This window comes from Sphingobium herbicidovorans, assembly GCF_002080435.1.
GTDB classification, from domain to species: domain Bacteria; phylum Pseudomonadota; class Alphaproteobacteria; order Sphingomonadales; family Sphingomonadaceae; genus Sphingobium; species Sphingobium herbicidovorans.
Genome location: NZ_CP020538.1, coordinates 1,280,443 through 1,302,285, shown reverse-complemented (window position 1 = coordinate 1,302,285; position 21,843 = coordinate 1,280,443). Strand labels below are relative to the sequence as shown.

Genomic DNA, 21,843 nt, shown 5'->3' with positions numbered 1-21,843 from the left:
GAAATCTCCTGCGGGCGTCGGCGCGGGAACAGTCAGCAGCCAGCGGCGAACGGCAGCAGCGCTTCATAGACGTCCAGTGCCGGTTTCCCCTCTACCCGCGCGCCGTTGCGCATCAGAAAGGCGTGGCGAACGATCTCCGCCTGCTGTTCCAGCCCGTAACGGTGGAAAGGACGCCCCGGCACGATTTCATAGCCATAGCGGCAGAAGGGGTGCCGCATCAGCGGCAGATACCATTTGCCGCCTCGCTGCGCCTGCCACACATGGGTCATCTCATGGATGAAATGACCTTGAAGGTGCAGCGGCTGCTCGCAAAAATCGGCGCAGAACATGCCGCTTGCCGGATGGAACCACAGGTCGCCGTCCGGCGCCATGGTGACGCGGCTCGGCTGGAGCGGCCACCATTTGCGGTTATGCGCCCGCACCCGGCCATAGGCGATGGCGTCGCCGAAAACCGACCGGGCTAGGGAGACTTCGGCCGGGGTCAGCGTGCGGCTGGTCAATGTGCTTTCGGCTTTTCCTTGGACGCGGGCGCAGATGCGCCGGGCTTCTGGATGACCGCGTCCACCAGCAGCCGGTCGCCATTGGCAAGCAGGAAGGTGAAGGTCATCTTGCCCCGGCTGATCGCCGTATCATTGACGCCCCAGATCATCAGATGCTTGCCGCCCGGCGCGAAGGCGACTTTGCCCTTGGCGGGGATGTCCACCGAATCGATCTTCTGCATCATCACCATGCCGTCATGGCTCATGCTCTCATGCATTTCGACCTTGAGCGCATAGTCGGTCAGCACGCCGCGCAGCTGAGTCGCGGCGTCCCCGCCATGCGCCACGAAATAGCCAGCCGACGGCGTGTCCTTGTTGGGGCTTAGGCGTACCCACGCCTGATCGATATAGGTCGGGGCGGGATCGCCGCAGGCCGCCAGCGCGAGCGGGGCGGCCAGTGCGATTAAGGATAGGGAAGGGCGCATGATCAAGCTTTCGTGACTGTCTCGTTTCCGGTCGGTTGTCACGGTAATCGCACCCACTTCTTGTGCCAAGAAAGATCGCGCCTATATCCCATCCGCAAACGGCCTTGCCTTGGCGCTTTCGTGAGGTATGGGGCCGTCAACCGCTGAATGAAATTGGGGTTCAAAGAGGACGAGATGGGAAAAGTAATCGGCATTGACCTTGGCACCACCAACAGCTGCGTTGCTGTGATGGATGGCGGCAAGCCCAAGGTGATCGAAAATGCGGAAGGCGCGCGCACTACGCCGTCGATCGTCGCCTTCACCAAGGATGGCGAGCGCCTGATCGGCCAGCCTGCCAAGCGTCAGGCCGTCACCAATCCGGACAACACCGTTTTCGCGGTGAAGCGCCTGATCGGTCGCCGTTTCGACGACCCGACGACGAAGAAGGACATGGAACTGGTCCCTTATTCGATCGTCAAGGGCGGCAATGGCGACGCGTGGGTCAATGCGGGCGGCAAGGATTATTCGCCTTCGCAGATTTCCGCCTTCACGCTTCAGAAGATGAAGGAAACCGCCGAGAGCTATCTTGGCGAAACCGTGACGCAGGCGGTCATCACCGTTCCGGCTTATTTCAACGACGCCCAGCGTCAGGCGACCAAGGATGCGGGACAGATTGCGGGCCTGGAAGTGCTGCGCATCATCAACGAGCCGACCGCAGCCGCTCTGGCATACGGCCTCGACAAGCAGGACGGCAAGACCATCGCGGTCTATGACCTTGGCGGCGGCACGTTCGACATTTCCATCCTGGAAATCGGCGACGGGGTGTTCGAAGTGAAGTCGACCAACGGCGACACCTTCCTTGGCGGCGAGGATTTCGACGCCAAGCTCGTCGAATATCTGGCCGAAGGCTTCAAGAAGGATGAGGGCATCGACCTCACCAAGGACAAGCTGGCGCTTCAGCGTCTGAAGGAAGCGGCCGAAAAGGCGAAGATCGAGCTGTCGTCGGCGCAATCGACCGAAGTCAACCTGCCCTTCATCACAGCTGACCAGAATGGTCCCAAGCATCTGGTGAAGAACATCACTCGCGCCGATCTGGAGCGGCTGGTGACCGACCTCATCAAGCGCACCATGGACCCATGCAAGAAGGCGCTGGCCGACGCAGGCATCTCCGCCAGCGAGATCAGCGAAGTCGTGCTCGTGGGCGGCATGACGCGCATGCCCAAGGTGCGCGAGGCCGTGAAGGAATTCTTCGGCAAGGAACCGCACACCGGCGTCAACCCCGACGAAGTCGTCGCCATGGGCGCGGCGATTCAGGCGGGCGTGTTGCAGGGCGACGTCAAGGACGTGCTGCTGCTCGACGTGACCCCGTTGTCGCTCGGCATCGAGACGCTGGGCGGCGTGTTCACGCGCATGATCGACCGCAACACCACGATCCCTGCCAAGAAGTCACAGGTCTATTCGACCGCTGATGACAATCAGCAGGCGGTGACGATCCGCGTGTTCCAGGGCGAGCGTGAAATGGCGGCGGACAACAAGCTGCTCGGTCAGTTCGATCTGGTCGGCATCCCGCCCGCGCCGCGCGGCGTGCCGCAGATCGAAGTCACGTTCGACATCGACGCCAACGGTCTGGTCAACGTCCATGCCAAGGACAAGGGCACCGGCAAGGAACAGCAGATCCGCATCCAGGCGTCGGGCGGCCTTTCGGACTCCGACATCGAACAGATGGTGAAGGATGCCGAGCGCTTCGCCGAAGAGGACAAGAAGAAGCGCGATTCGGCCGAGGCGAAGAACAACGCCGAAAGCCTGGTCCACACCACCGAGAAGCAGCTTGAAGAGCATGGCGACAAGGTGGACGCGGGCCTCAAGTCCGAGATCGAGACCGCGATCGCCGCGACCAAGTCGGCTGTTGAAGGCGGCGACGTCGAAGCGATGAAGGCCAAGGCCCAGGAGCTTGCCCAGGTGGCGATGAAGCTGGGCCAGGCCATCTACGAGAAGGAGCAGGCCGGAGCCGCTTCGCCGGGCGCTGAGGCTCCCAAGGCGGATGATAATGTCGTCGATGCCGAATTTTCGGAAGTGGACGACAACAAGGCTTGAAGCTGATGCTGAATACCCGTCATTCCAGCGAAGGCTGGAATCTCTCTCCCTCCTGTGATCTGATGCCCGTGATCGAGAGAGACCCCAGTTTTTGCTGGGGTGACGGGCAGAGCGGGCGGGGGCCCCAATGAGTACCGAACTGGACTATTACGCACTGCTCGAGGTGGAGCGCACGGCGGACGCCACGGCCATCAAGAGCGCCTATCGCAAGCTGGCGATGAAATATCACCCGGACAAGACCGGGGGATGCAGCGATGGCGAGGCCAGGTTCAAGGCCGTGTCAGAAGCCTATGAATGCCTGAAAGACCCGCAGAAGCGCGCAGCCTATGACCGCTATGGTCATGAGGCTTATACCAACGCGCAAAATGGCGGCGGCGGCGGCGGTTTCAACGGACGCGGTGGCGCGGGCGGCTTTTCCGATCTGGGCGATATTTTCGAGACGATCTTCGGCCAGAGCGGCTTTGGCGGCGGCGGCCGTCAGGCGCAGCGGCGCGGCGCTGACCTGCGCTACGACATGGAGATCACGCTCGACGAAGCCTATCATGGCAAGAAGACCGAGATAGAGATCGAAGTATCCGCCGCGTGCGAAAGCTGTGACGGATCGGGCGCGCAACCGGGCACCGGGGTCAAGAATTGCGGCACCTGCGGCGGTCATGGCCAAGTGCGGGCGCAGCAGGGCTTCTTCGTGGTCGAGCGCACCTGCCCCAGCTGTCATGGCGCGGGCCGAGTGATCGAAAGCCCTTGCCGCTCCTGTCGCGGCGAAGGACGGGTGGACAAGCCCAAGACGCTGTCGGTCAATATTCCCGCCGGTGTCGATGACGGCACGCGCATCCGCCTGTCGGGCGAAGGCGAGGCAGGCGCGCGTGGCGCGCCAGCGGGCGACCTCTACATCTTCCTGCATGTGAAGCGGCATTCGCTGTTCGAACGCGATGGCACGACGCTTTTCTGCCGTGCGCCGGTCAGCTTCACCACGGCGGCGCTCGGCGGCTGCATCGAAGTGCCCGGCCTCGATGGCCAGCGGCACGAGATCCGAATCCCCAGCGGCATCCAGTCAGGCAAGCAGATCCGCCAGCGCGGCGCAGGCATGCCGGTGCTGAACGGCAGGGGCCAGGGGGATCTGGTCATCCAGGTCGAAGTGGAAACGCCAACCCGGCTCAGCGCAAAGCAGCGCGAATTGCTAGAAGCATTCCGAGACACGGAAACCGGCGAAGAATGCCCGCAATCGACCGGCTTTTTCAGCAAGTTGAAGGAATTGTGGGGCGACTGACGCTCCCGGTTTGCGGATCATGTGAAGGCCGGGGGCGAGGGCGCTTCCCGGCCTTTGCGTGCCATGGGGTCAGCCTGGCGGATCAACTCGCGCCCATCAATGAAAATGCTGTGCACGGCTGCTGATCTCCTGACGGCCGCTCACGACCAAAGGGTGACCTTCGCGTTCACCGTAGCTTGCCTGAAAGCAGTCACTCGTTCATCTTCCGCTGATGAGGCGAACACCACATATTTACTTGGCGCTGGCAGCGGTTGTTTTGTTGATAGTTGCTTGCGATGACGACGCAGGCTCCAAAAACAAGATATTTGTCAAAGCCGATCAAAAGCAGGTCGTCTTCTTTCATCGGCCGCTAGCGCTTGCAGCGGCGCGAGCCTCCCCAACACCATATCCCTTGATTGTCCTGTTAACGTCCGACCCTTGGCTTATGGTGGTCGGCTCCGACTCGCCTGCCTTCGTTCTTTACAGTGACGGAACCGCAATCTTTCGAACTAAATCGGGTTTTGAATCAACCAAGCTGGATCACAACCAACGAGCAGACTTGATTGGAGCCTTCGCAAATCCTGAATTGGCGGCGCTCGCAGGTGGCTATGATGCAGCCAGTGCTACAGATCAGCCCGAAAACACACTGCTCGTCTACGGGAACAAGGGGCCGTTTTATATTTCGGTTTATGGGTCGCTGGATGATGAATCGGTGCGTGAAAAAGTGCCGACAGCGATTACGAAAGCCTTCGATCAGCTTCGAGGCTTCCGACCTTCCACAGCTCAAGTTTGGTGGCCAGATAAAGTTGAGGTTATGATATGGCCCTACGAATATGCTACTGATCGATCCATCGTCTGGCCGAAGCGCTGGCCGGGCCTAGATGATCCTGTCACTCGCAAGCGAGGTGACTCATACAGCCTTTTTATATCATCGGCTGAGCTACCAGCTTTGCGGACATTTCTAGCAAGCCGTAAAGAAAAGGGGGCCATCGAGATCGATGGCAAAAAATTCGCAGCCAGCGTCCGGCTGCCGTTTCCGCACGAGGCGCTGTGGATGGCTCCGGCGACATGAGCCATAGCGACTATTACCCAATCCCAACCGAAACCCGACAGTCTTAAATCCACCCATTCTACCATGCCAGCCGCGCCGCGCGCGCAAAGTGACCCTAGCGCCCCGGCGCTCCGCTCGCTAAGCCTTCACCTGATGACGATCGATCCCCTGGTCCTGTTGCAGGCCTATGCCATCGGCGTGTTTCCCATGTCCGACGATCGGGACGCCGAAGAGGTTTACTGGATCGAGCCGAAGCGGCGGGCGATCATGCCGCTGCGTGGTTTTCATCTGTCCCGTTCGTTGGCGCGGACGATCCGGCGGGAGCGGTTTCGGGTGACGGCCAATCGCGACTTTGGCGGCATCGTTTCGCTATGCGCGCAAGCGGCGGAGGACCGGCCATCGACATGGATCAATCGAGAGATTGAGCAGACCTATCGCCATCTGCACGAGATCGGCTTTGCCCATTCGGTTGAGGTCTGGGACGGCGAGGAACTGGTGGGCGGGCTTTACGGCGTGGCGCTGGGGCAAGCCTTTTTCGGCGAGAGCATGGTGTCGCGGCGGACCGATGCGTCGAAGGTCGCGATCGCCTGGCTGACGGCCCGGATGCTCTTTGCCGGTTTCACCCTGCTCGATTGCCAGTTCATGACCGAACATCTGCGGTCATTGGGCGCGATCGAGATCAGCCAGCGCGATTATCTGGGATTGTTGGAAGGTGCGCTGGGCGGGGTGCCGCTGGGCGTGGGAAGGTCCGTGCTCGCGGAAGGCTCCGGCTCCTGGGCGGAACTGGCGTTCGCGCCGCTGGCCGGTGATGCGCCGGCGGGACGTTCGCCCTTGCCGCCCAGTTTCACCGTGTCAGGGCCGCTTTCGGGCCACGACATCGTGCAGCTTTTGACCCAGACGTCATAGATCGGGTGCTGCACGACATTGCGGTCGGGCCGTTCCTTGAACAGCCAGCCGGAAAAGTTGCGGCGCCATTTATTGTCGGCGGTGCTGCGGACGTCGAGCTGCACAAAGGCCCCGGTTTCCTGCACATTTTCCCACGGAGCGGACGTCTCGCACGCCTGCAGGCGGACGATGGCGTCGCCCGCGCGCAGGGCGTCGCCCGGCTTCATGGTGAGGTCGGTGGTGATGCCGTTGCGCTTGTTGAGGAGGCCGATGACGGCGACGCGCTCCTCCATGGGAGTGCCGGGCAGGGCCGAGGAGTCTCCGTTGCGGATCTTCTCGCCCTTGATCTTCACCGGTCCTGTCTGGTTGGCGGTCGGAAGTTCGTCGCCGCCGCACGCGATCAGCATCGACAGGGAAGCAAGGATCGACCCAAGGCGCAGGATCGGCAGGGCCGTCCCCGCCCGACGCCGAATCATGATGCGTCGGGGCTCCACGCTTCATAGTCCCCGGTCGCGCGCTGGCGCTGACCGCCCTTTTCCAGCGCACCCGAAGGCCGGTAGGCATTGGCGGTGCCAGTCGCATTGGGCGTATAGTCGCGTTCCCATATGCGCGCGGGGGGCAGCAGGCTTTCCGGCGTGCCGTCAATCGTGTGATGCAGCCACCCATGCCATTCCGACGGCACGCGGCTGGCGTCGTTGTTGCCGTTGTAGATCACCCAGCGGCGGGCGCGGCCGTGGACGTCCGTGCCGCCTTCATAATAGATATTGCCCTGATGGTCCTCGCCCACCTTCTTGCCCTTGCGGGAGGTGTAGAGTGCGGTGCCGATGGTCGCGCCATTCCACCAGGTGAAGATATTGGCCAGGATTCCCATGGGGCTTGCGCTTAAGCCCGAGGCAAGGAATTGGCAAGGCGGATATGGCGTCAGCGCGCCTGCGTCGGGCAGAAATCGACGCCCGGACGGCTCTTTCCCGCCGGGTCGGCGCACCGGCCCCAGGAGACGCGATCCCCCTCCGCTATGCCAAGCTCCGCCGCCCGCCCGCCGCGCAGTTCCAGGACGGCGATGACAGGAACGCCTGCCGACACAGGTTCGCGTGAATAGGGTTCGGTGTTGGCGGCGATGAAGGCGATGCTGCCATCGGTGCGGATGAACAGCATGTCCAGCGGGATCACCGTATTCTTCATCCAGAAGCTGGCGATGCGCGGCGGATTCATCGGGAACAGCATGCCACCGTCGGCGTCCAGCGACTTGCGGAACATCAGGCCCTGTGCCTGCTCATCTGCGGTCAGGGCGGTTTCAACGGTGAAGCGATGCGTGCCCTTCGCGCCCTGAATCATGAGCGGTAGAGCGGCGCTCGGCTGCGTCGTTGCAGCGGGCGCCTTTTCGGATGTCGGCGCTGTCTGGGAGCAGGCGGCCAGAAGGGCGAGGAACAGGGTGGGGATGATCCGCATGCCGATGGGTTAGCCTATCGGCAGGGGCGGGCGCCACAGTTTCCGTTCGCGCGGCTTCGCGTTAACCCCGTTATTCCTGCGGTTCTGGCGGCTCGCCGGGGACAGCGTCGGTCCAGCGGCGCGCCATGACATAGCTGTGGCCCGCGCGGAGGAAGGCGGCGATCCATTTTTCGCGCTGCCTGGGATCAGGGCTCGCCTGCGCATAAGGGCCGATGCGCTTGCGGCGGGCGAAGCGGTCGGCTGCAGCCCATGCCTCGCCCTGGGTCTGTACGTCCGCCTCTTCGCGATCGGTTTCGGCGATGCCGTCTGCGCGCAGTGTTTCGGCAACGCGGCGGGCGCCATAGCCCCGCCGGGTCAAGGAAGCGCTTTTCATCACCGCGAAGCTGCGGTCATCGACATAGCGCAGTTCGGCCAGCCGCTCGACAAGCTGCTCGGGCTGCGGCGCGCCTTCGCCGTCCCACCCGCGCTCCTTCAGCTTGCGATTGAGATAGGCAAGCAGCTTGGCCCGGCTGGTCGCGAAACGGCTGACATAGCGCAAGGCCATATCGCGCATGCTGTCGCTATCGAGCGGGGGACGGGGCCGTTTGCCGGTCATGTGAGCGCCTTCATGGCGAGCGTTTATGCAACTGCCGCCTTGATTATGCCACAGTGGGGCCGGAATTTTACCGCGCCTTGTGCTGTAGAAGGCGACACTGGAATGCAACTATCCGGTGCATCCGTGCTGCAAAGATGATAGCGGGCCGCCCGGATGACAAGATTGAAATTGGGTGACACCAATATGACGGGTTCGCAAAGCATGATGGCACCGACGCCGACCAATGACGTCCTTCCCCGGCGATTTTCCGATTTCGGGACGCTGGGTGAAGCGCTCGACTATGCGGCGCAGGGGCAGCGCGGCCTGAATTTTCACGACGCGCGCGGCAATCTCGCGCGGGCCTATCCTTTTGCCGAATTGCGGGACGATGCGGTCGCCTGCGCCCATCGGCTGATCGCCCATGGGGTGAAGCCGGAAGATCGCGTCGCGCTGGTAGCCGAGACCGGTCCCGATTTCGCGCAGCTTTTCTTTGGCATCATTTATGCTGGCGCATGGCCAGTGCCGCTGCCGCTGCCGACCAGCTTCGGCGGCAAGGAAAGCTATATCGACCAGCTGAATGTCCAGCTGTCGAGCTGCGACCCGATGCTGTTCCTGTTCCCCAAGGAACTGGAGGAGATGGCCGGAGAGTCCGGCCGTCAGAAGAATGTCGAAAGCATCGCGTTTGAAGATTTCATCGCGCGGGATGTTAGCCCTGTGGAGTTGCCGCAGGCCCAGCCGCATGAAATCGCCTATCTGCAATATTCCAGCGGTTCGACCCGTTTCCCCCATGGCGTCGCGGTGACGCATCATGCGCTGCTGAGCAATCTGGCCGCGCACAGCCATGGCATGGAATTGCAGGACAGCGATCGCTGCATCAGCTGGCTGCCCTGGTATCATGACATGGGGCTGGTCGGCTGCTTCCTGTCGGTCGTCGCCAACCAGGTATCGACCGATTATATGAAGACCGAGGATTTCGCGCGCCGCCCGCTGGCGTGGCTGGACCTTATCAGCCGCAACGAAGGCACATCGATCAGCTATTCGCCGACCTTCGGCTATGATATTTGCGCCCGCCGCATGTCCAGCCAGACCAAGGCGCAGGACCGTTTCGACCTGTCGCGCTGGCGGCTGGCGGGCAATGGCGCGGACATGATCCGGCCCGATGTGATGCAGAGCTTCGTCGACGCCTTTGCCGACGCGGGTTTCAGCCCCCGTGCGTTCCTGCCCAGCTATGGCCTGGCCGAAGCGACGCTGGCGGTCACGATCATGCCGCCGGGCGAAGGTATCATCGTCGAGCTGGTTGAGGAAACCGACCTGTCCGGCGGCGACGCGACCGAAGGACGTCCGCAGCGCTTCCGCTCCATCGTCAACTGCGGCAAGCCCGCGCGCGACATGATCGTCGAGATCCGTGACGAGGACGGGGCCAAGCTGAACGAGCGGCAGATCGGCAAGGTATGGACGACCGGCCCGTCGCTGATGGTCGGCTATTTCCGTGATCAGGAAGCTACCGACGCCTGCATGGCCGACGGCTGGCTGGACACGGGCGACATGGGATATCTCAGCGACGGCTATCTCTATATCGTCGGCCGCGCCAAGGACATGATCATCATCAACGGCAAGAATCACTGGCCGCAGGACATCGAATGGGCGGTGGAGCAGCTGCCCGGTTTCAAGCAGGGTGACATCGCCGCCTTCGCCATCACCACTCCGGGTGGCGAGGAAGCCCCCGCCGTGCTGGTGCATTGCCGGACCTCCGATAATGATGAACGGACGCGCCTGCGCGACCAGATCCGCGAACGGGTCCGGGCGATCACGGGCATGAACTGCGTCGTGGAACTGGTGCCGCCGCGCACCCTGCCGCGCACCAGCTCCGGCAAGTTGAGCCGGTCGAAGGCGCGCAATCTCTACCTGACCGGCGAAATCCGGCCCTACGACATCGCCGCCTGACGGCGCGTGACATGCGTTAACTGCTGATGTCGATAGATAGTCGGAAAGCGCGGTCCTAACGCGTCTACAGCTGCCGTTCGATGCCTGTCCACATGCGGGCGAATGCCTGGGCGGATGGCGAATTGGCGGCGAAGGCGCCCAGTGGTTTGCGGCGTACCGCCATCTGTTCGACGGCGCTGGCCATGGGGATGGCCGGCCAGTCGGGCTGGGCCTCGATTGCCGCACGATGGAGCGCACGGCGGCGATCGACCATGGAGTATACGGGCATGATCGGCGGATGTGTGCCGCCACGCTGCACCAGATAGCGGGCGACTTCCCCCATGGCGCGCTGGGCGAGGGGAGAGGGGATGACCGGGATCACGATCATGTCCGCGGCGCGCAGCACCTGCTCGCTGGTTTCGGTCAGCCCGGGGGGACAGTCCAGGATGATGCGATCATAGGCCTTTCCAAGGCTCTCGATCAGCTTGGCGAGCCGCTTCTTCTTGTCCATTTCGCGGAACAGGTGGTCTAGGCTGCGCAGCGATGTGTCGGCGGCGATCAGGTCAAGGCCCGCTACCGTTGAAGGCTGGATCAGCTTGCGGACATCGACATCCTTGCTGAAGATCGCCTGCGCGGCATCGCGGCTTTCGGCGTCGGTTGACAGCAGCCAGCTCGACGCCGCCTGTGGATCAAGATCCCACAGCAGCGTGCGCCTTTTCGAGATGTTGGCCGACGCCCAGGCGAGATTGATCGCGAAGGTGGTTTTGCCAACACCCCCTTTGAGGCTGTAGACGGCGATGGTCGCCAACTGCGGTTCCTTTGCCATGAGCGGAGGCTATATTGCTGCACCGCGAAAGCAAGCGCCCAATCATGACATTGTTACGCCCATGTGACGGCGCCCGCTGCGGAAGGGAGCGCAGGGCCGCGCAGCCCGTGGCAAATCCCTGCAAAATGGGCCGATAGATGGCATAGACCTTTTTCACATGTGCGCGGCTTTCCCAGCTGCAATGTGCGCCCTGCTCGACCACGGTGGGTATGGTCCTGCCGTAAAAAAATCCCGCCGCGAACAATCGTCGCGGCGGGACTGTTTTTCTCGATTGCGAAAGGATCAGGCGGCTGCCCGGCGTTCCTTCAGTTCCTCGTTCAGCATTTCCGCGAGCAGGAAAGCGAGTTCCAGGCTCTGCGCCGCATTGAGGCGCGGGTCGCAATGCGTGTGGTAGCGGTCGGCAAGGCCTTCGTCCGTGATGGCGATGGCGCCGCCGGTGCATTCCGTCACATTCTGCCCGGTCATTTCGGCATGGATCCCGCCGCCGAAGCTGCCCTCTGCACGATGGACGGCGAAGAAGCCGCGCACTTCGGCCAGGATGCGGTCGAACGGACGCGTCTTGTAGCCATTGGCCGCCTTGATGACGTTGCCGTGCATCGGATCGCAGGACCAGACCACCGGATGGCCTTCGCGCATCACGGCGCGGACCAGCTTGGGCAGGCCAGCCTCGATCTTGTCATGGCCGTAGCGCGTGATCAGCGTGATCCGGCCCGCCTCGCGCGACGGGTTCAGTATGTCGAGCAGGCGGATCAGCGCGTCGGGCTCAAGGCTGGGGCCGCACTTCATGCCGATCGGATTGCCGATGCCGCGCAGATATTCGACATGCGCCGAACCTTCGAACCGCGTGCGATCGCCGATCCAGAGCATGTGCGCGGACGTGTCGTACCAGTCGCCGGTCAGCGAATCCTGCCGCGTCAGCGCCTGCTCATAGGGTAGCAGCAGCGCCTCATGGCTGGTGTAGAAGCTGGTTCCGCCAAGCTGCGGCACCGTTTCGGGCGACAGGCCACAGGCGCGCATGAAGTCGAGCGCCTGGCCGATCTGATCGGCGACAGCGTCGAACTTCGCGGCCAGTGGGCTGCGGCCCATGAAATCCAGCATCCAGCCATGCACGCGGTCAAGGCTGGCATAGCCGCCGGTCGAAAAAGCGCGCAGCAGGTTGAGCGTCGCAGCCGACTGGTTATAGGCGCGGATCATGCGGTCCGGGTCAGGCTCGCGCGATTCCGGGGTGAAGCCGATATCGTTGACATTGTCACCGCGATAGCTGGGCAATTCCACGCCGCCGATCGTCTCGGTATCGGCCGAGCGCGGCTTGGCGAACTGGCCCGCCATGCGGCCGACCTTCACGATCGGCAGCTTGGACGCAAAGGTCAGCACCACCGCCATCTGCAAAAGCACGCGGAACGTATCGCGGATATTGTTCGGATGGAACTCGGCAAAGCTTTCGGCGCAATCGCCGCCCTGCAGCAGGAAAGCCTCGCCATTGGTGACCTTGGCGAGTTCAGCTTTAAGATTGCGCGCTTCGCCTGCAAAGACGAGCGGGGGAAACTGGCTGAGCTGGCCCTCCACGGCGGCAAGCGCCTCCGTGTTACGATAGACGGGCATCTGAATGCCCTTATGCTCCCGCCAGCTTTCCGGCGTCCACTTCGCCGTCACAGTGAGTCTCCCAAAAATGCAAAAATAGGGGGCGCACCTACGATGATGAAGGGGCTAACGCAAGTTTATAGCTGTGGAAGGCGTTTTGGGGCCGGGAGGCAATTCGGCCCGCCTTACTTCTCGCAGGGATAACGCCCGTTCAGCGCGACGCTGACCAGCACCGATGCCGGGGCGTTCCGCTGGTCCCGATAGCGTTCCAGATAGGTGACGACGATCCGCCGCACGTCGTCCGCCTGCATCTGGTTGGGCCAGCAATTGGGCTGGGCGCGGCCGATGAATACGTCCTTCTTGATGCCGTCAACGGCCCCGACAATGTAAGCGGTGCAGGCCAGCGCATATTCCGGCGCCTTGTTGCGGCACTTGGCGAGCAGGGTGGTCCCGGTTTCGAACATGAAGACCTGCGCGGTTGCAGCCGGAGCAGGGGTTGCCGCGGCAAACGCGGTCATGATCGCCAGAATGTGCATTTTCATGGCCGGAAGGTGCGCCGTTCGCGGCCTTCTGTCCAGCCGGGCTGGCGCAACATCAGCACCGCTTGGCTGATTAGGCCGTTACCGTAACATTCTGGTAAATAGAGATTTTACCCTAGATTAAGACGCCATTCCCAGCGGAGGGGATCGCCATCCATCACTTCGATCCCGCGCGCGATCAGGCTGTCCCTGATTTCGTCGGACAGGGCGAAGTCCTTTTCGGCTCGCGCGGCCTGGCGGCGGTCGAGCGCCGCTTCGATCTCCTGCGTCGTGATCTGCACATCCCTGGGCTGGAGCCGCAGGTCGGCACGGCTGAGCGTCAGCAGGTTCAGTCCGAGCGCCTGATCGAAGGCCGCGAGCAGGCAGAGCTTCTCATCGACCGGCACCTTCTTGAGCGCGATCGCCTCCTCAAGCAGCGGAAGCGCGCGGGGGGTCATCAGATCGTCGCTCAGCGCGGCGTCGAACTGTTCGAGCAGCGGCGCGAGCTTGGGATGGAGATTGGCGCGCAGATAATCGAGGCGGGGCGACTGCCAGGTGACGCCCTCCGCACGGCTCTTGAGATTTTCGACGCTCATGATGAGGCGCTTCAACCGGGTAAGCGCGGCGGCGACGCCATCGGCGCTGAACTCAAGCTCGCTGCGGTAATGCGCGCCCAGGCACAGCAGCCGGTAGGCAAGGGGATGCACCCCCGCATCGATCAGCGAGAACAGGGTGGTGAAGCCGCCCTTCGACTTGCTCATCTTGCCCTGGCGATCGACCAGGAAGTTGTTGTGCATCCACCATTTTGCGCCGGTAAAGCCGGGCTGCGCGTCATTGCAGGCGCAATAGGCCTGATTCTGCGCGATTTCATTGGGGTGATGGATTTCGCGATGGTCGATGCCGCCGGTGTGGATGTCGAACGGGTGGCCAAGCCGCGCTTCGCTCATCACCGAACATTCAAGGTGCCAGCCCGGCGCGCCCTTGCCCCAGGGTGAATCCCATTCCATCTGCCGCTGTTCGCCGGGCGGGGATTTGCGCCAGATGGCGAAGTCGGACGGGTTGCGCTTGCCCGCGACCGGATCGATGCGGGCATGGGCCGCATCGTCCCGCCCGCCAGCCAGCGCGCCATAATCGGGAACCGTGCTGCTGTCGAAATAAAGGCCGGTGTCCAGTTCGTAGCAATGGGCGGGCGCGATCTTCTTCGCGAACTCGATCATCTGCGGGACATAGTCGGTCGCGACCGTCCATTCGCTGGGCGCGATGATGTTGAGATCGGCGATATTGCGCTTGAAGGCGTCGGTATAATGGGCCGCAATGTCCCAGATGCTCTTCGCTTGCGCGCGGGCGGCGGCCTCCATCTTGTCGTCGCCAGCATCGGCGTCGCTGGTCAGATGGCCGACATCGGTGATGTTGATGATGTGGGTGACGTCCAGCCCCTTCCACAGCAGCGTGCGGCGCAGCGTGTCGGTAAAGACATAGGCGCGCAAATTGCCAAGATGGGCATAGTTATAGACGGTCGGGCCGCAGCTATAGACGCGCGCATGGTTCGCTTCGATCGGGGCGAAGGGCTCGACCGTGCGGGTCAGGCTGTTGAAGAGCCGCAGGGGCGCGTCGGCATGCTGTTCGGCGGGGGTGAACTGGTCGCTCATAGCGCGAAGCCATGCGGTGGTTCGATGCAGGCGTCAACTGGTGGGATCGTGGTTGGAGGAGCAAGCGGAAAAGACTTCATCGTCATCCCGGCGTAAGCAGGGTCTTCTTCGAGGTCACATGTTATCGCCTGAGATCCCAGCTTTCGCCGGGATGACGTTAAGGAGCGACCAAGCGGCCCTTCCTCCATTTTTGTAAAAAATTGTTGCCGATTGGCCGGTCCCTTGCGCTTGGGCGTTTCACCACCGATATTGCTTGTGCGGGCCGGGCCCCTCTGGCGTATGGCTTCCCTTGGGAAGCTGGACGTGATGTCGGACCGCATCGAGTGCGCTCGGTGCAGGTTCGTGGGCTATGCGCCCCCTCTCATAGCCTCACGAAGACCGCGCCGGGCCACTCGATCCACGTAATTATTCTGAAGGATGGAGTTTCAACGCCGTGAACAATCCCGTTCGTACACCGAATTATGGGACGACGCAGGCGGCGCAATATGACGCCGGCCTGCGCAGTCACATGCTGGGCGTCTTCCGTAACATGGGTATCGGTCTGGTCATCACAGGCCTGGTCGCCGCATTCATCGGCAATACACCGGTATTGGCGGCCGCGATTTTCGGCACGCCCCTGAAGTGGGTCGCGATCTTCGCCCCGCTGGCCTTCGTGTTCTTTTTCAGCTTTCGCATCGAAAAGATGACGACGGCTGGCGCCCGCATGGCCTTCTACGCCTTTTCGGCGGTCATGGGCGTGTCGCTGGCCAGCATCTTCCTGGTCTTCACCGGGGGCAGCATCGCACAGGCCTTCTTCTCGGCTTCGATCATGTTCCTGGCGATGTCGCTGTGGGGCTATACCACCGGGCGTGACCTGTCGAAGTTCGGGTCGTTCCTGATCATGGGCCTGATCGGCATCCTGGTCGCGAGCCTCATCAACATCTTCATCGGCTCGTCGGCCATGCAGATGGTGATCTCGATCATCGGCATCGTCGTCTTCACCGGCCTGACCGCCTGGGACACGCAGCGCATCAAGTCGGAATATTTCCACTATGCGGGGCACGAGGTCGCGGCGAAGATGCAGGTTATGGGCGCGCTGTCGCTTTACCTGAACTTCGTGAACCTCTTCCAGATGCTGCTCAGCCTGACGGGCGAAAGGGAATAATGATGCGGACTGCCGAGGCCGTCTCGGCCATGCTCTGCCCGGTCTGTCATGTCGGCCTCGCCATGACGGACCGGCAGGGGGTTGAGATTGATTATTGTCCCCAATGCCGGGGCGTATGGCTCGATCGCGGGGAACTGGACAAGATCATCGAGCGATCCGGACAGGGCGCAGCGCCCAGCGTCGCGCCACAGCAAAATTATCGGCCGGACCGGGATTACCGAGACGATGGCCGATATTATCAGAAGAAACGGAAGAAGAGCTTCCTGGAGGAGCTTTTCGATTAACCGGAAGGACGGCCATCGCGCCGTCCTTTTTTGGTTGGAGGTGCGCGCGGTCGGCGGCTAGAGCTTCGTCAGCTTCCTTTGCGTGAACAGGACCATGCCGATTTCCAGCGCCGACACATTTCACATCACCCCGGTCATTCTGGCGGGCGGCTCCGGCACGCGGCTGTGGCCGCTGTCGCGCAAATCCTATCCCAAGCAGTTCGTGCCGCTTCTGGGGGAAACGACGCTGTTCCGTTCGGCCGCGCGCAGGTTGTCCGGGGAGAATGAGCAGTTCGCCTTCTCCCGGCCGCTTGTGCTGACCAACTCGCTGTTCCGCTTCATCATCGCGGAGCAACTGGCGCTGGAAAATATCGACCCGGCGGCCATCCTGATCGAGCCTGAGGGCCGCAACACCGCGCCCGCCATATTGGCGGCGGCGCTGCATCTGCTGGCCAAGGAGCCGGACGCGGTCATGCTCGTGGCCCCGTCCGATCAGGTCGTGCCGGATGTCGCGGCATTCCATGCTGCGGTGGGCAAGGGGCTGGCGGCGGCCCGACGCGGCGATCTGGTGACGTTCGGCATACGCCCGACCCGGCCGGAAACGGGCTATGGCTATCTGGAGGCTGCGGCGAAGCCCGATGGTTCGGGTCAGCCGGTGAAGCTGGCGAGCTTTGTCGAAAAGCCCAATATCGCGCGCGCCCAAGAGATGCTGGCGACGGGCAATTATCTGTGGAATGCCGGTATTTTCCTGTTCGCTGCGAAGGATCTGGTCGCAGCGTTTGAAAAGCATGCGCCCGGCATATTGGCGTCGGTCCGTTCGGCGGTGGAGCAGGCGGAAAGCGACCTTGGTTTCCTGCGGCTGGCGGCGGAGCCGTGGAGCCAGGCCGAAAATGTCGCGATCGACTATGCGATCATGGAGCGGGCGGACAATCTGTCAGTCGTTCCCTATGATTCCGACTGGTCGGACCTGGGCGGCTGGGACGCGGTGTGGAGCCATTCGCAGCCGGACGAGCAGGGCGTCGCAACGGCCGGGGCGGCGACGGCGATCGACTGCCGTGACACGCTGCTGCGGTCGGAAAGCGACGGGCTGGAGATTGTGGGGCTGGGGCTGAACAATATCGTGGCCGTGGCGATGAACGACGCGGTCCTGATCGCGGACAAGTCCCGCACGCAGGATGTGAAGCTGGTCGTTGAAGCCTTGCAGCGCAAGGGCGCGCCGCAGGCCGAGGCTTTCCCGAAGGATCACCGGCCATGGGGCTGGTATGAAAGCCTTGTCGTGGGCCCGCGCTTTCAGGTGAAGCGCATCACCGTGCTGCCGGGCGCGTCGCTCAGCCTGCAAAGCCATTTCCACCGGTCGGAACATTGGATCGTCGTGGAAGGCACGGCGAAGGTGACGGTGGGTGATGACGTGCAACTGCTGTCGGAGAACCAGTCCGTCTATGTGCCTGTAGGCGCGGTGCACCGGATGGAAAATCCCGGACGCATCCCGATGGTGTTCATCGAGGTGCAGACCGGATCCTATGTGGGCGAAGATGACATCGTCCGCTATGAAGACCGCTACGCGCGGAATTGAGAGGCGCGTCGTCCCAGCGAAGGCTGGGATCTCGTGACGCTATGCCGTGCCCTGTCGTCTGAGATCCCAGCTTTCGCTGGGATGACGGAACAGGTGCTAATGCGCCGCCCCCCAGCTTGCGCCATGGCCGATTTCCACGCCCAGCGGCACGCTCAGCTTCACGATCGGCTCGGCGGCGGTTTCCATGACCCGGCGGATGACGGCGCTTGCCGGTTCGACCTGGCTCTCTGGCAATTCAAACACCAGTTCGTCATGGACCTGTAGCAACATCTTCACATCGTGCAGCCCTTCGGCAGCAAGGGCCGGTCCCATGCGGACCATGGCGCGCTTGATGATGTCGGCGCTGGTGCCCTGAATCGGCGCGTTGATGGCGGCGCGTTCGGCGCCCTGACGCTCATGCTGGATGGGCGCCTTGATGCGCGGGAACCATGTCTTTCGGCCAAATAGCGTTTCGGTATATCCCCGCGCACGGGCCTTTTCGAGCGTTTCGGTGATGTAGAGGCTGATGCCGGGGAAGCGTTCATAATAGCGGCTGATCATGTCCTGCGCTTCGTCGGCGCTGATCTCCAGCCGCCCGGCAAGGCCCCATCGGGAAATGCCGTAGAGGATGGCGAAGTTGATCGTCTTGGCCCGGCCGCGCGTGTCGCGATTGACCTCTCCGAACAGTTGCTGCGCGGTGGCGGCGTGAATGTCCTCGCCAGCCAGGAATGCCTCCCGAAGCGCGGGCACGTCAGCGATATGGGCCGCAAGGCGCAGTTCGATCTGGCTGTAGTCCGCCGCGAGAATGACGTTGCCCGGTTCGGCGACGAAGGCGTGGCGGATCTGGCGGCCGACTTCGGTGCGGATCGGGATGTTCTGGAGGTTGGGATCGGTCGAGGACAGGCGACCGGTCTGCGCGCCCGACAGCGAATAGCTGGTATGGACGCGGCTGCTGTCCCGGTTGATCTGCGCCTGAAGGGCATCGGTATAGGTGGACTTGAGCTTTGAAAGCTGCCGCCAGTCAAGGATCTTGCCTGCTATCTCCGCGCCCTGCGCCTTCAATTGCTCAAGGATGGTGACGTCGGTGGAATAAGCGCCCGATTTGCCCTTCTTGCCCCCCTTGTACCCCATCTTGTCGAACAGGATCGCGCCCAGTTGCTGCGTCGATCCGATGGCGAAGGGCTGGCCCGCGATTGCGTGAATCTCGCCTTCCAGCTTGGCGATTTCGGTGGTGAACTCCCCGGAAAGGCGGGATAGCTGCTCGCGATCGACCTTGATCCCTTCATGCTCCATCCGGGCGATGACGGAAACCAGCGGTCGGTCGACCAGTTCATAGACGCGGCTGGCGCCTTCATTGGCGACCCGGTTCTTGAAAATCTTCCACAGCCGCAGCGTGACGTCCGCATCCTCGGCCGCATATTCCGTCGCCTTGTCCAGCGGCACTTCGGCAAAGCTGATCTGGCTCTTACCGCTGCCGCAGACATCCTTGAAGCTGATGCAGACATGGTTGAGGTGCGTACGGGCCGCTTCGTCCATGCCGTGCCCCGCCAAACTTTGTCCCGCGTCCAGATCAAAGCTCATGACGATGGTGTCGTCATAGGGGGCGATCTCGATGCCGTGGCGGCGCATGACCGTCAGGTCATATTTCAGGTTCTGGCCGATCTTGAGGACGCTGTCGTCCTCCATCAGCGGCTTCAACTTCGCGAGGACCAGGTCTTTGGGCAGTTGGTCGGGCTTTTCCGCGAACATGTCCTTTCCGCCATGGCCGACCGGGATGTAGCAGGCCGCGTTGGGGCCGACGGCCAGACTGATGCCGACCAGCGCGCAGGACACGCAATCGAGCATGTCGGTTTCGGTATCGACGGCGACGAAGCCCTCCGCATGCGCGGCGGCGATCCAGCGGTCGAGCGCTTCTTCCGTCACTACCGTTTCGTAAAGGCTGCGGTCGATCGGCGGCTCTTCGTCGAGAATTGGGGCGGCAGGCGGCGTTGATTCGGTGACGGCGAGCGCGGCGGTCGCTACCGCCACGGCAGCGGTGGGCGCGCCAAGCCGGGTCAGGAGCGACTTGAAGCCATGATGCTCCAGGAAATTCTGGAGCGGTTCGGGCGGGATGCCCTTGAGCGTCAGCTCCTCCAGCGGTTCGGGCAGGTCCATCGCGTCATGCAGCGCCACCAGCCTGCGCGACAGGCGAGCCATGTCGGCATGGGCGATCAGATTTTCCTGCATCTTCGACTTCTTCATCGAAGGGGCAGCCTCCAGCGCCGCTTCCAGGCTGCCATATTCGCTGATGAGTTTCGCGGCGGTCTTGGGGCCGATGCCGGGGATGCCGGGGACATTATCGACGCTATCACCCATCAGCGCGAGGACGTCGCCCAACTGCTCGGGCTGAACGCCGAACTTGGTCATGACATAATCCGCGCCGCGCCGCTCATTCTTCATCGTGTCGTACATGTCGACGCCGGGCTGGATGAGCTGCATCAGGTCCTTGTCGGAACTGACGATGGTGACGTGCCAACCCGCCGCGACGGCGGCCTTGGTGTAGCTGGCGATGATGTCGTCGGCCTCGAACCCTGCTTCCTCGATACAGGGGAGCGAGAAAGCGCGGGTCGCGTCGCGGATCATCGGGAATTGCGGGACCAGGTCTTCGGGCGCTGGCGGGCGGTTCGCCTTATACTGGTCGTACATGTCGTTGCGGAAGGTATGGCTGCCCTTGTCCAGCACCACGGCGAGGTGGGTCGGCCCCTCGGCCTTGCCCAGCTCCTCGGCCAGCTTCCACAGCATGGTGGTATAGCCATAGACCGCGCCGACCGGCTGGCCATGCTTGTTGGTGAGCGGCGGAAGCTGGTGATAGGCGCGGAAGATATAGCCGCTGCCATCGACAAGATAGAGGTGATTCTGGGACATGGCGCAGGGGATAGCGGGTTATCCCGGGGCGCTCCAGTGCGGTTGTTGACCCGTCCGCCTTGGCTCTGCAGGCAGGGCGCGCATCGAAAAGCGTTGGGGCCTCAACGATCTAATCGAACTTATCGCCGTCTCCATCGTTCTTAGCTCACCAATATGGAGACGAGCCATGAAGAAAATGATTTTGCTGGTTACAGGTTTGGCGGCGGCGGCCACCGTCGGCGGTTGTGCGCGCGAAACGACGCGTGACGGCCTGCGCGGCGCCGGGTTCGGCGCAGTGGGCGGCGCGGTCGCGGGCGCACTGGTTCCTGGCCTTGGCGTTGCCGAAGGTGCGGCGATCGGCGCGGCAGGCGGCGCGGCCGTGGGCGTCGCGACGTCGGACGGCGATCGGCGGTGGCAGCGTGACCGTCGCGGTCGTGAATATTATATCGATCGCAACGGCCGCCGCGTTTACCGTTAACCGGCAGACCGCCCTGCAAGATGCACGGGCAACATCAGGATGAAGAATATATGGGCGCAGCGGTGGCCGGGATCGGGCAAGGTCGCTCCGGCGATCGCTGCGCTCATCGTCAATTTTCTTATCGGCTATGCCCTGATCATGGGGTTGCGCATCGGCCCTTTATGGCGCGCGATCAAGGATGACGCGCCGCTGACGCTGCTGAATCTCGCAGCGCCGGCCGAGATCGAGCCGGAACGCCCAAAAACGGAAAAGCCACTGGAAGCCCAACCCGCTGGCGGCTCCACAGCTGCGCCGCAGGTGCAGCCAAGGCGGGTGATTGAACAGAGCGCAATTGTCGCGCCTCCGCCTGTCGTCTCTTTGCCTGCGCCAGCACTGCCTGCCCCAGCTGTATCCCCGGAAGCGGCGAACGGCGTCGGCTCCGGCGACGGGGGACGCGGCAGCGGATCGGGGCGAGGCGATGGAAATGGTGATGGAAACGGAACCGGCGACGGCGGCGACTTTTCGCGCGCCAGGCAAACCGATGGGCGTTTTCGGAACTCCGATTTCCCCGATTGGCTGCGTGGGGTAGGCCGGCTGAAAATTGGCGTCCGATATGCCATCGGTCCGTCAGGCCGTATCGACAAATGCGAGATAATCGAAGGGAGCGGCTATGCGGAGGTTGACGCCATGACCTGCCGCATCATCAGGGAGCGTTACCGTTTCCGTCCCGCGCGCGATCCGGAAGGATATGCCGTTACCGAGGTGCGGGAAGAAGATTATCGCTGGCGGGTGCGGTAGAAAATAC

General features: G+C 62.7%; 20 protein-coding genes and 1 pseudogene. 10 read left to right on the top strand and 11 right to left on the bottom strand.

The annotated features are described in order from the left end of the window. Nucleotides 1-32 precede the first annotated feature (32 nt). Both B6S01_RS06345 and B6S01_RS06340 read right to left on the bottom strand, forming a co-directional pair. Nucleotides 33-500, bottom strand: a complete 468-nt coding sequence (locus B6S01_RS06345; protein WP_037464671.1) for a hypothetical protein — start codon at nt 498-500, stop codon at nt 33-35. Continuing rightward, complete coding sequence (locus tag B6S01_RS06340; protein ID WP_037464674.1) at nt 497-964, bottom strand: copper chaperone PCu(A)C; 468 nt, start codon at nt 962-964, stop codon at nt 497-499. Before B6S01_RS06340 ends, B6S01_RS06345 begins: the two co-directional genes overlap by 4 nt. 174 nt (nt 965-1,138) lie before the next feature. Here B6S01_RS06340 and dnaK point away from each other — a divergent pair, with 174 nt between their 5' ends. From dnaK to aat, 4 genes are all read left to right on the top strand, one after another. After that, nucleotides 1,139-3,037 carry a molecular chaperone DnaK gene (gene dnaK / locus B6S01_RS06335; RefSeq protein WP_037465198.1) on the top strand — a complete coding sequence of 633 codons (1,899 nt, stop codon included), beginning with the start codon at nt 1,139-1,141 and terminating at the stop codon, nt 3,035-3,037. A 127-nt stretch (nt 3,038-3,164) separates the two neighbouring features. Then, nucleotides 3,165-4,304, top strand: coding sequence for a molecular chaperone DnaJ (gene dnaJ, locus B6S01_RS06330; RefSeq protein WP_037464676.1), 1,140 nt, complete (start codon nt 3,165-3,167; stop codon nt 4,302-4,304). 211 nt (nt 4,305-4,515) lie between these two features. Then, nucleotides 4,516-5,355: a hypothetical protein gene (locus tag B6S01_RS06325; RefSeq protein WP_156103348.1), complete on the top strand. Its 840-nt coding sequence runs from the start codon at nt 4,516-4,518 to the stop codon at nt 5,353-5,355. A 132-nt stretch (nt 5,356-5,487) separates the two neighbouring features. Next, nucleotides 5,488-6,240, top strand: a complete 753-nt coding sequence (gene aat, locus B6S01_RS06320; protein ID WP_037464681.1) for a leucyl/phenylalanyl-tRNA--protein transferase — start codon at nt 5,488-5,490, stop codon at nt 6,238-6,240. Nucleotides 6,241-6,275: 35 nt separating this feature from the next. Here the strand turns inward: aat and B6S01_RS21580 are convergent. The 4 genes and pseudogenes from B6S01_RS21580 to B6S01_RS06300 form a co-directional block, all read right to left on the bottom strand. Continuing rightward, nucleotides 6,276-6,446, bottom strand: a pseudogene (locus tag B6S01_RS21580) (DUF2155 domain-containing protein); the annotation flags it as partial. 245 nt (nt 6,447-6,691) lie between these two features. After that, the gene (locus tag B6S01_RS06310) at nt 6,692-7,090 is read right to left on the bottom strand and encodes an NADH:ubiquinone oxidoreductase subunit NDUFA12 (RefSeq protein WP_037464686.1); all 399 of its coding nucleotides are present in this window, start codon (nt 7,088-7,090) and stop codon (nt 6,692-6,694) included. Between the two features lie 50 nt (nt 7,091-7,140). Next, nucleotides 7,141-7,668 carry a DUF192 domain-containing protein gene (locus B6S01_RS06305; RefSeq protein WP_037464689.1) on the bottom strand — a complete coding sequence of 176 codons (528 nt, stop codon included), beginning with the start codon at nt 7,666-7,668 and terminating at the stop codon, nt 7,141-7,143. Nucleotides 7,669-7,738: 70 nt separating this feature from the next. After that, entirely contained in the window at nt 7,739-8,263 is a 525-nt protein-coding gene (locus B6S01_RS06300) for a regulatory protein RecX (RefSeq protein WP_037464691.1), read from the bottom strand. A gap of 201 nt (nt 8,264-8,464) precedes the next feature. On the opposite strand from B6S01_RS06300, the gene B6S01_RS06295 reads away from it, so the two are divergent. Further along, a complete protein-coding gene (locus B6S01_RS06295) occupies nt 8,465-10,186 on the top strand; it encodes a fatty acyl-AMP ligase (protein WP_174525894.1) in 1,722 nt (573 codons plus the stop codon). A gap of 64 nt (nt 10,187-10,250) precedes the next feature. Here the strand turns inward: B6S01_RS06295 and B6S01_RS06290 are convergent, their stop codons facing one another. The 4 genes from B6S01_RS06290 to cysS all read right to left on the bottom strand — a co-directional run bounded on the left by B6S01_RS06290 (nt 10,251) and on the right by cysS (nt 14,739). After that, nucleotides 10,251-10,991, bottom strand: coding sequence for a ParA family protein (locus B6S01_RS06290; RefSeq protein WP_037464693.1), 741 nt, complete (start codon nt 10,989-10,991; stop codon nt 10,251-10,253). Nucleotides 10,992-11,273: 282 nt separating this feature from the next. After that, a complete protein-coding gene (locus B6S01_RS06285) occupies nt 11,274-12,644 on the bottom strand; it encodes a class II 3-deoxy-7-phosphoheptulonate synthase (RefSeq protein WP_037464695.1) in 1,371 nt (456 codons plus the stop codon). 113 nt (nt 12,645-12,757) lie between these two features. Then, on the bottom strand, nt 12,758-13,114 hold the full coding sequence (locus B6S01_RS06280) for a Rap1a/Tai family immunity protein (protein WP_051908215.1): 357 nt from the start codon (nt 13,112-13,114) through the stop codon (nt 12,758-12,760). A 107-nt stretch (nt 13,115-13,221) separates the two neighbouring features. Continuing rightward, entirely contained in the window at nt 13,222-14,739 is a 1,518-nt protein-coding gene (gene cysS / locus B6S01_RS06275) for a cysteine--tRNA ligase (protein ID WP_037464699.1), read from the bottom strand. 433 nt (nt 14,740-15,172) lie between these two features. Between cysS and B6S01_RS06270 the strand changes: the two genes are divergently transcribed. From B6S01_RS06270 to B6S01_RS06260, 3 genes are all read left to right on the top strand, one after another. After that, on the top strand, nt 15,173-15,883 hold the full coding sequence (locus tag B6S01_RS06270) for a Bax inhibitor-1/YccA family protein (protein ID WP_037464701.1): 711 nt from the start codon (nt 15,173-15,175) through the stop codon (nt 15,881-15,883). A gap of 2 nt (nt 15,884-15,885) precedes the next feature. Then, nucleotides 15,886-16,167, top strand: coding sequence for a TFIIB-type zinc ribbon-containing protein (locus B6S01_RS06265; RefSeq protein ID WP_037465203.1), 282 nt, complete (start codon nt 15,886-15,888; stop codon nt 16,165-16,167). Between the two features lie 94 nt (nt 16,168-16,261). Beyond that, complete coding sequence (locus tag B6S01_RS06260; protein ID WP_037464704.1) at nt 16,262-17,719, top strand: mannose-1-phosphate guanylyltransferase/mannose-6-phosphate isomerase; 1,458 nt, start codon at nt 16,262-16,264, stop codon at nt 17,717-17,719. Nucleotides 17,720-17,815: 96 nt separating this feature from the next. Here B6S01_RS06260 and polA read toward each other — a convergent pair whose 3' ends face one another. Continuing rightward, a complete protein-coding gene (gene polA, locus B6S01_RS06255; protein WP_037464707.1) occupies nt 17,816-20,602 on the bottom strand; it encodes a DNA polymerase I in 2,787 nt (928 codons plus the stop codon). A gap of 166 nt (nt 20,603-20,768) precedes the next feature. On the opposite strand from polA, the gene B6S01_RS06250 reads away from it, so the two are divergent. After that, entirely contained in the window at nt 20,769-21,059 is a 291-nt protein-coding gene (locus tag B6S01_RS06250) for a hypothetical protein (RefSeq protein ID WP_037464710.1), read from the top strand. Between the two features lie 39 nt (nt 21,060-21,098). After that, complete coding sequence (locus B6S01_RS06245) at nt 21,099-21,836, top strand: energy transducer TonB (RefSeq protein WP_051908216.1); 738 nt, start codon at nt 21,099-21,101, stop codon at nt 21,834-21,836. Nucleotides 21,837-21,843 lie beyond the last annotated feature (7 nt).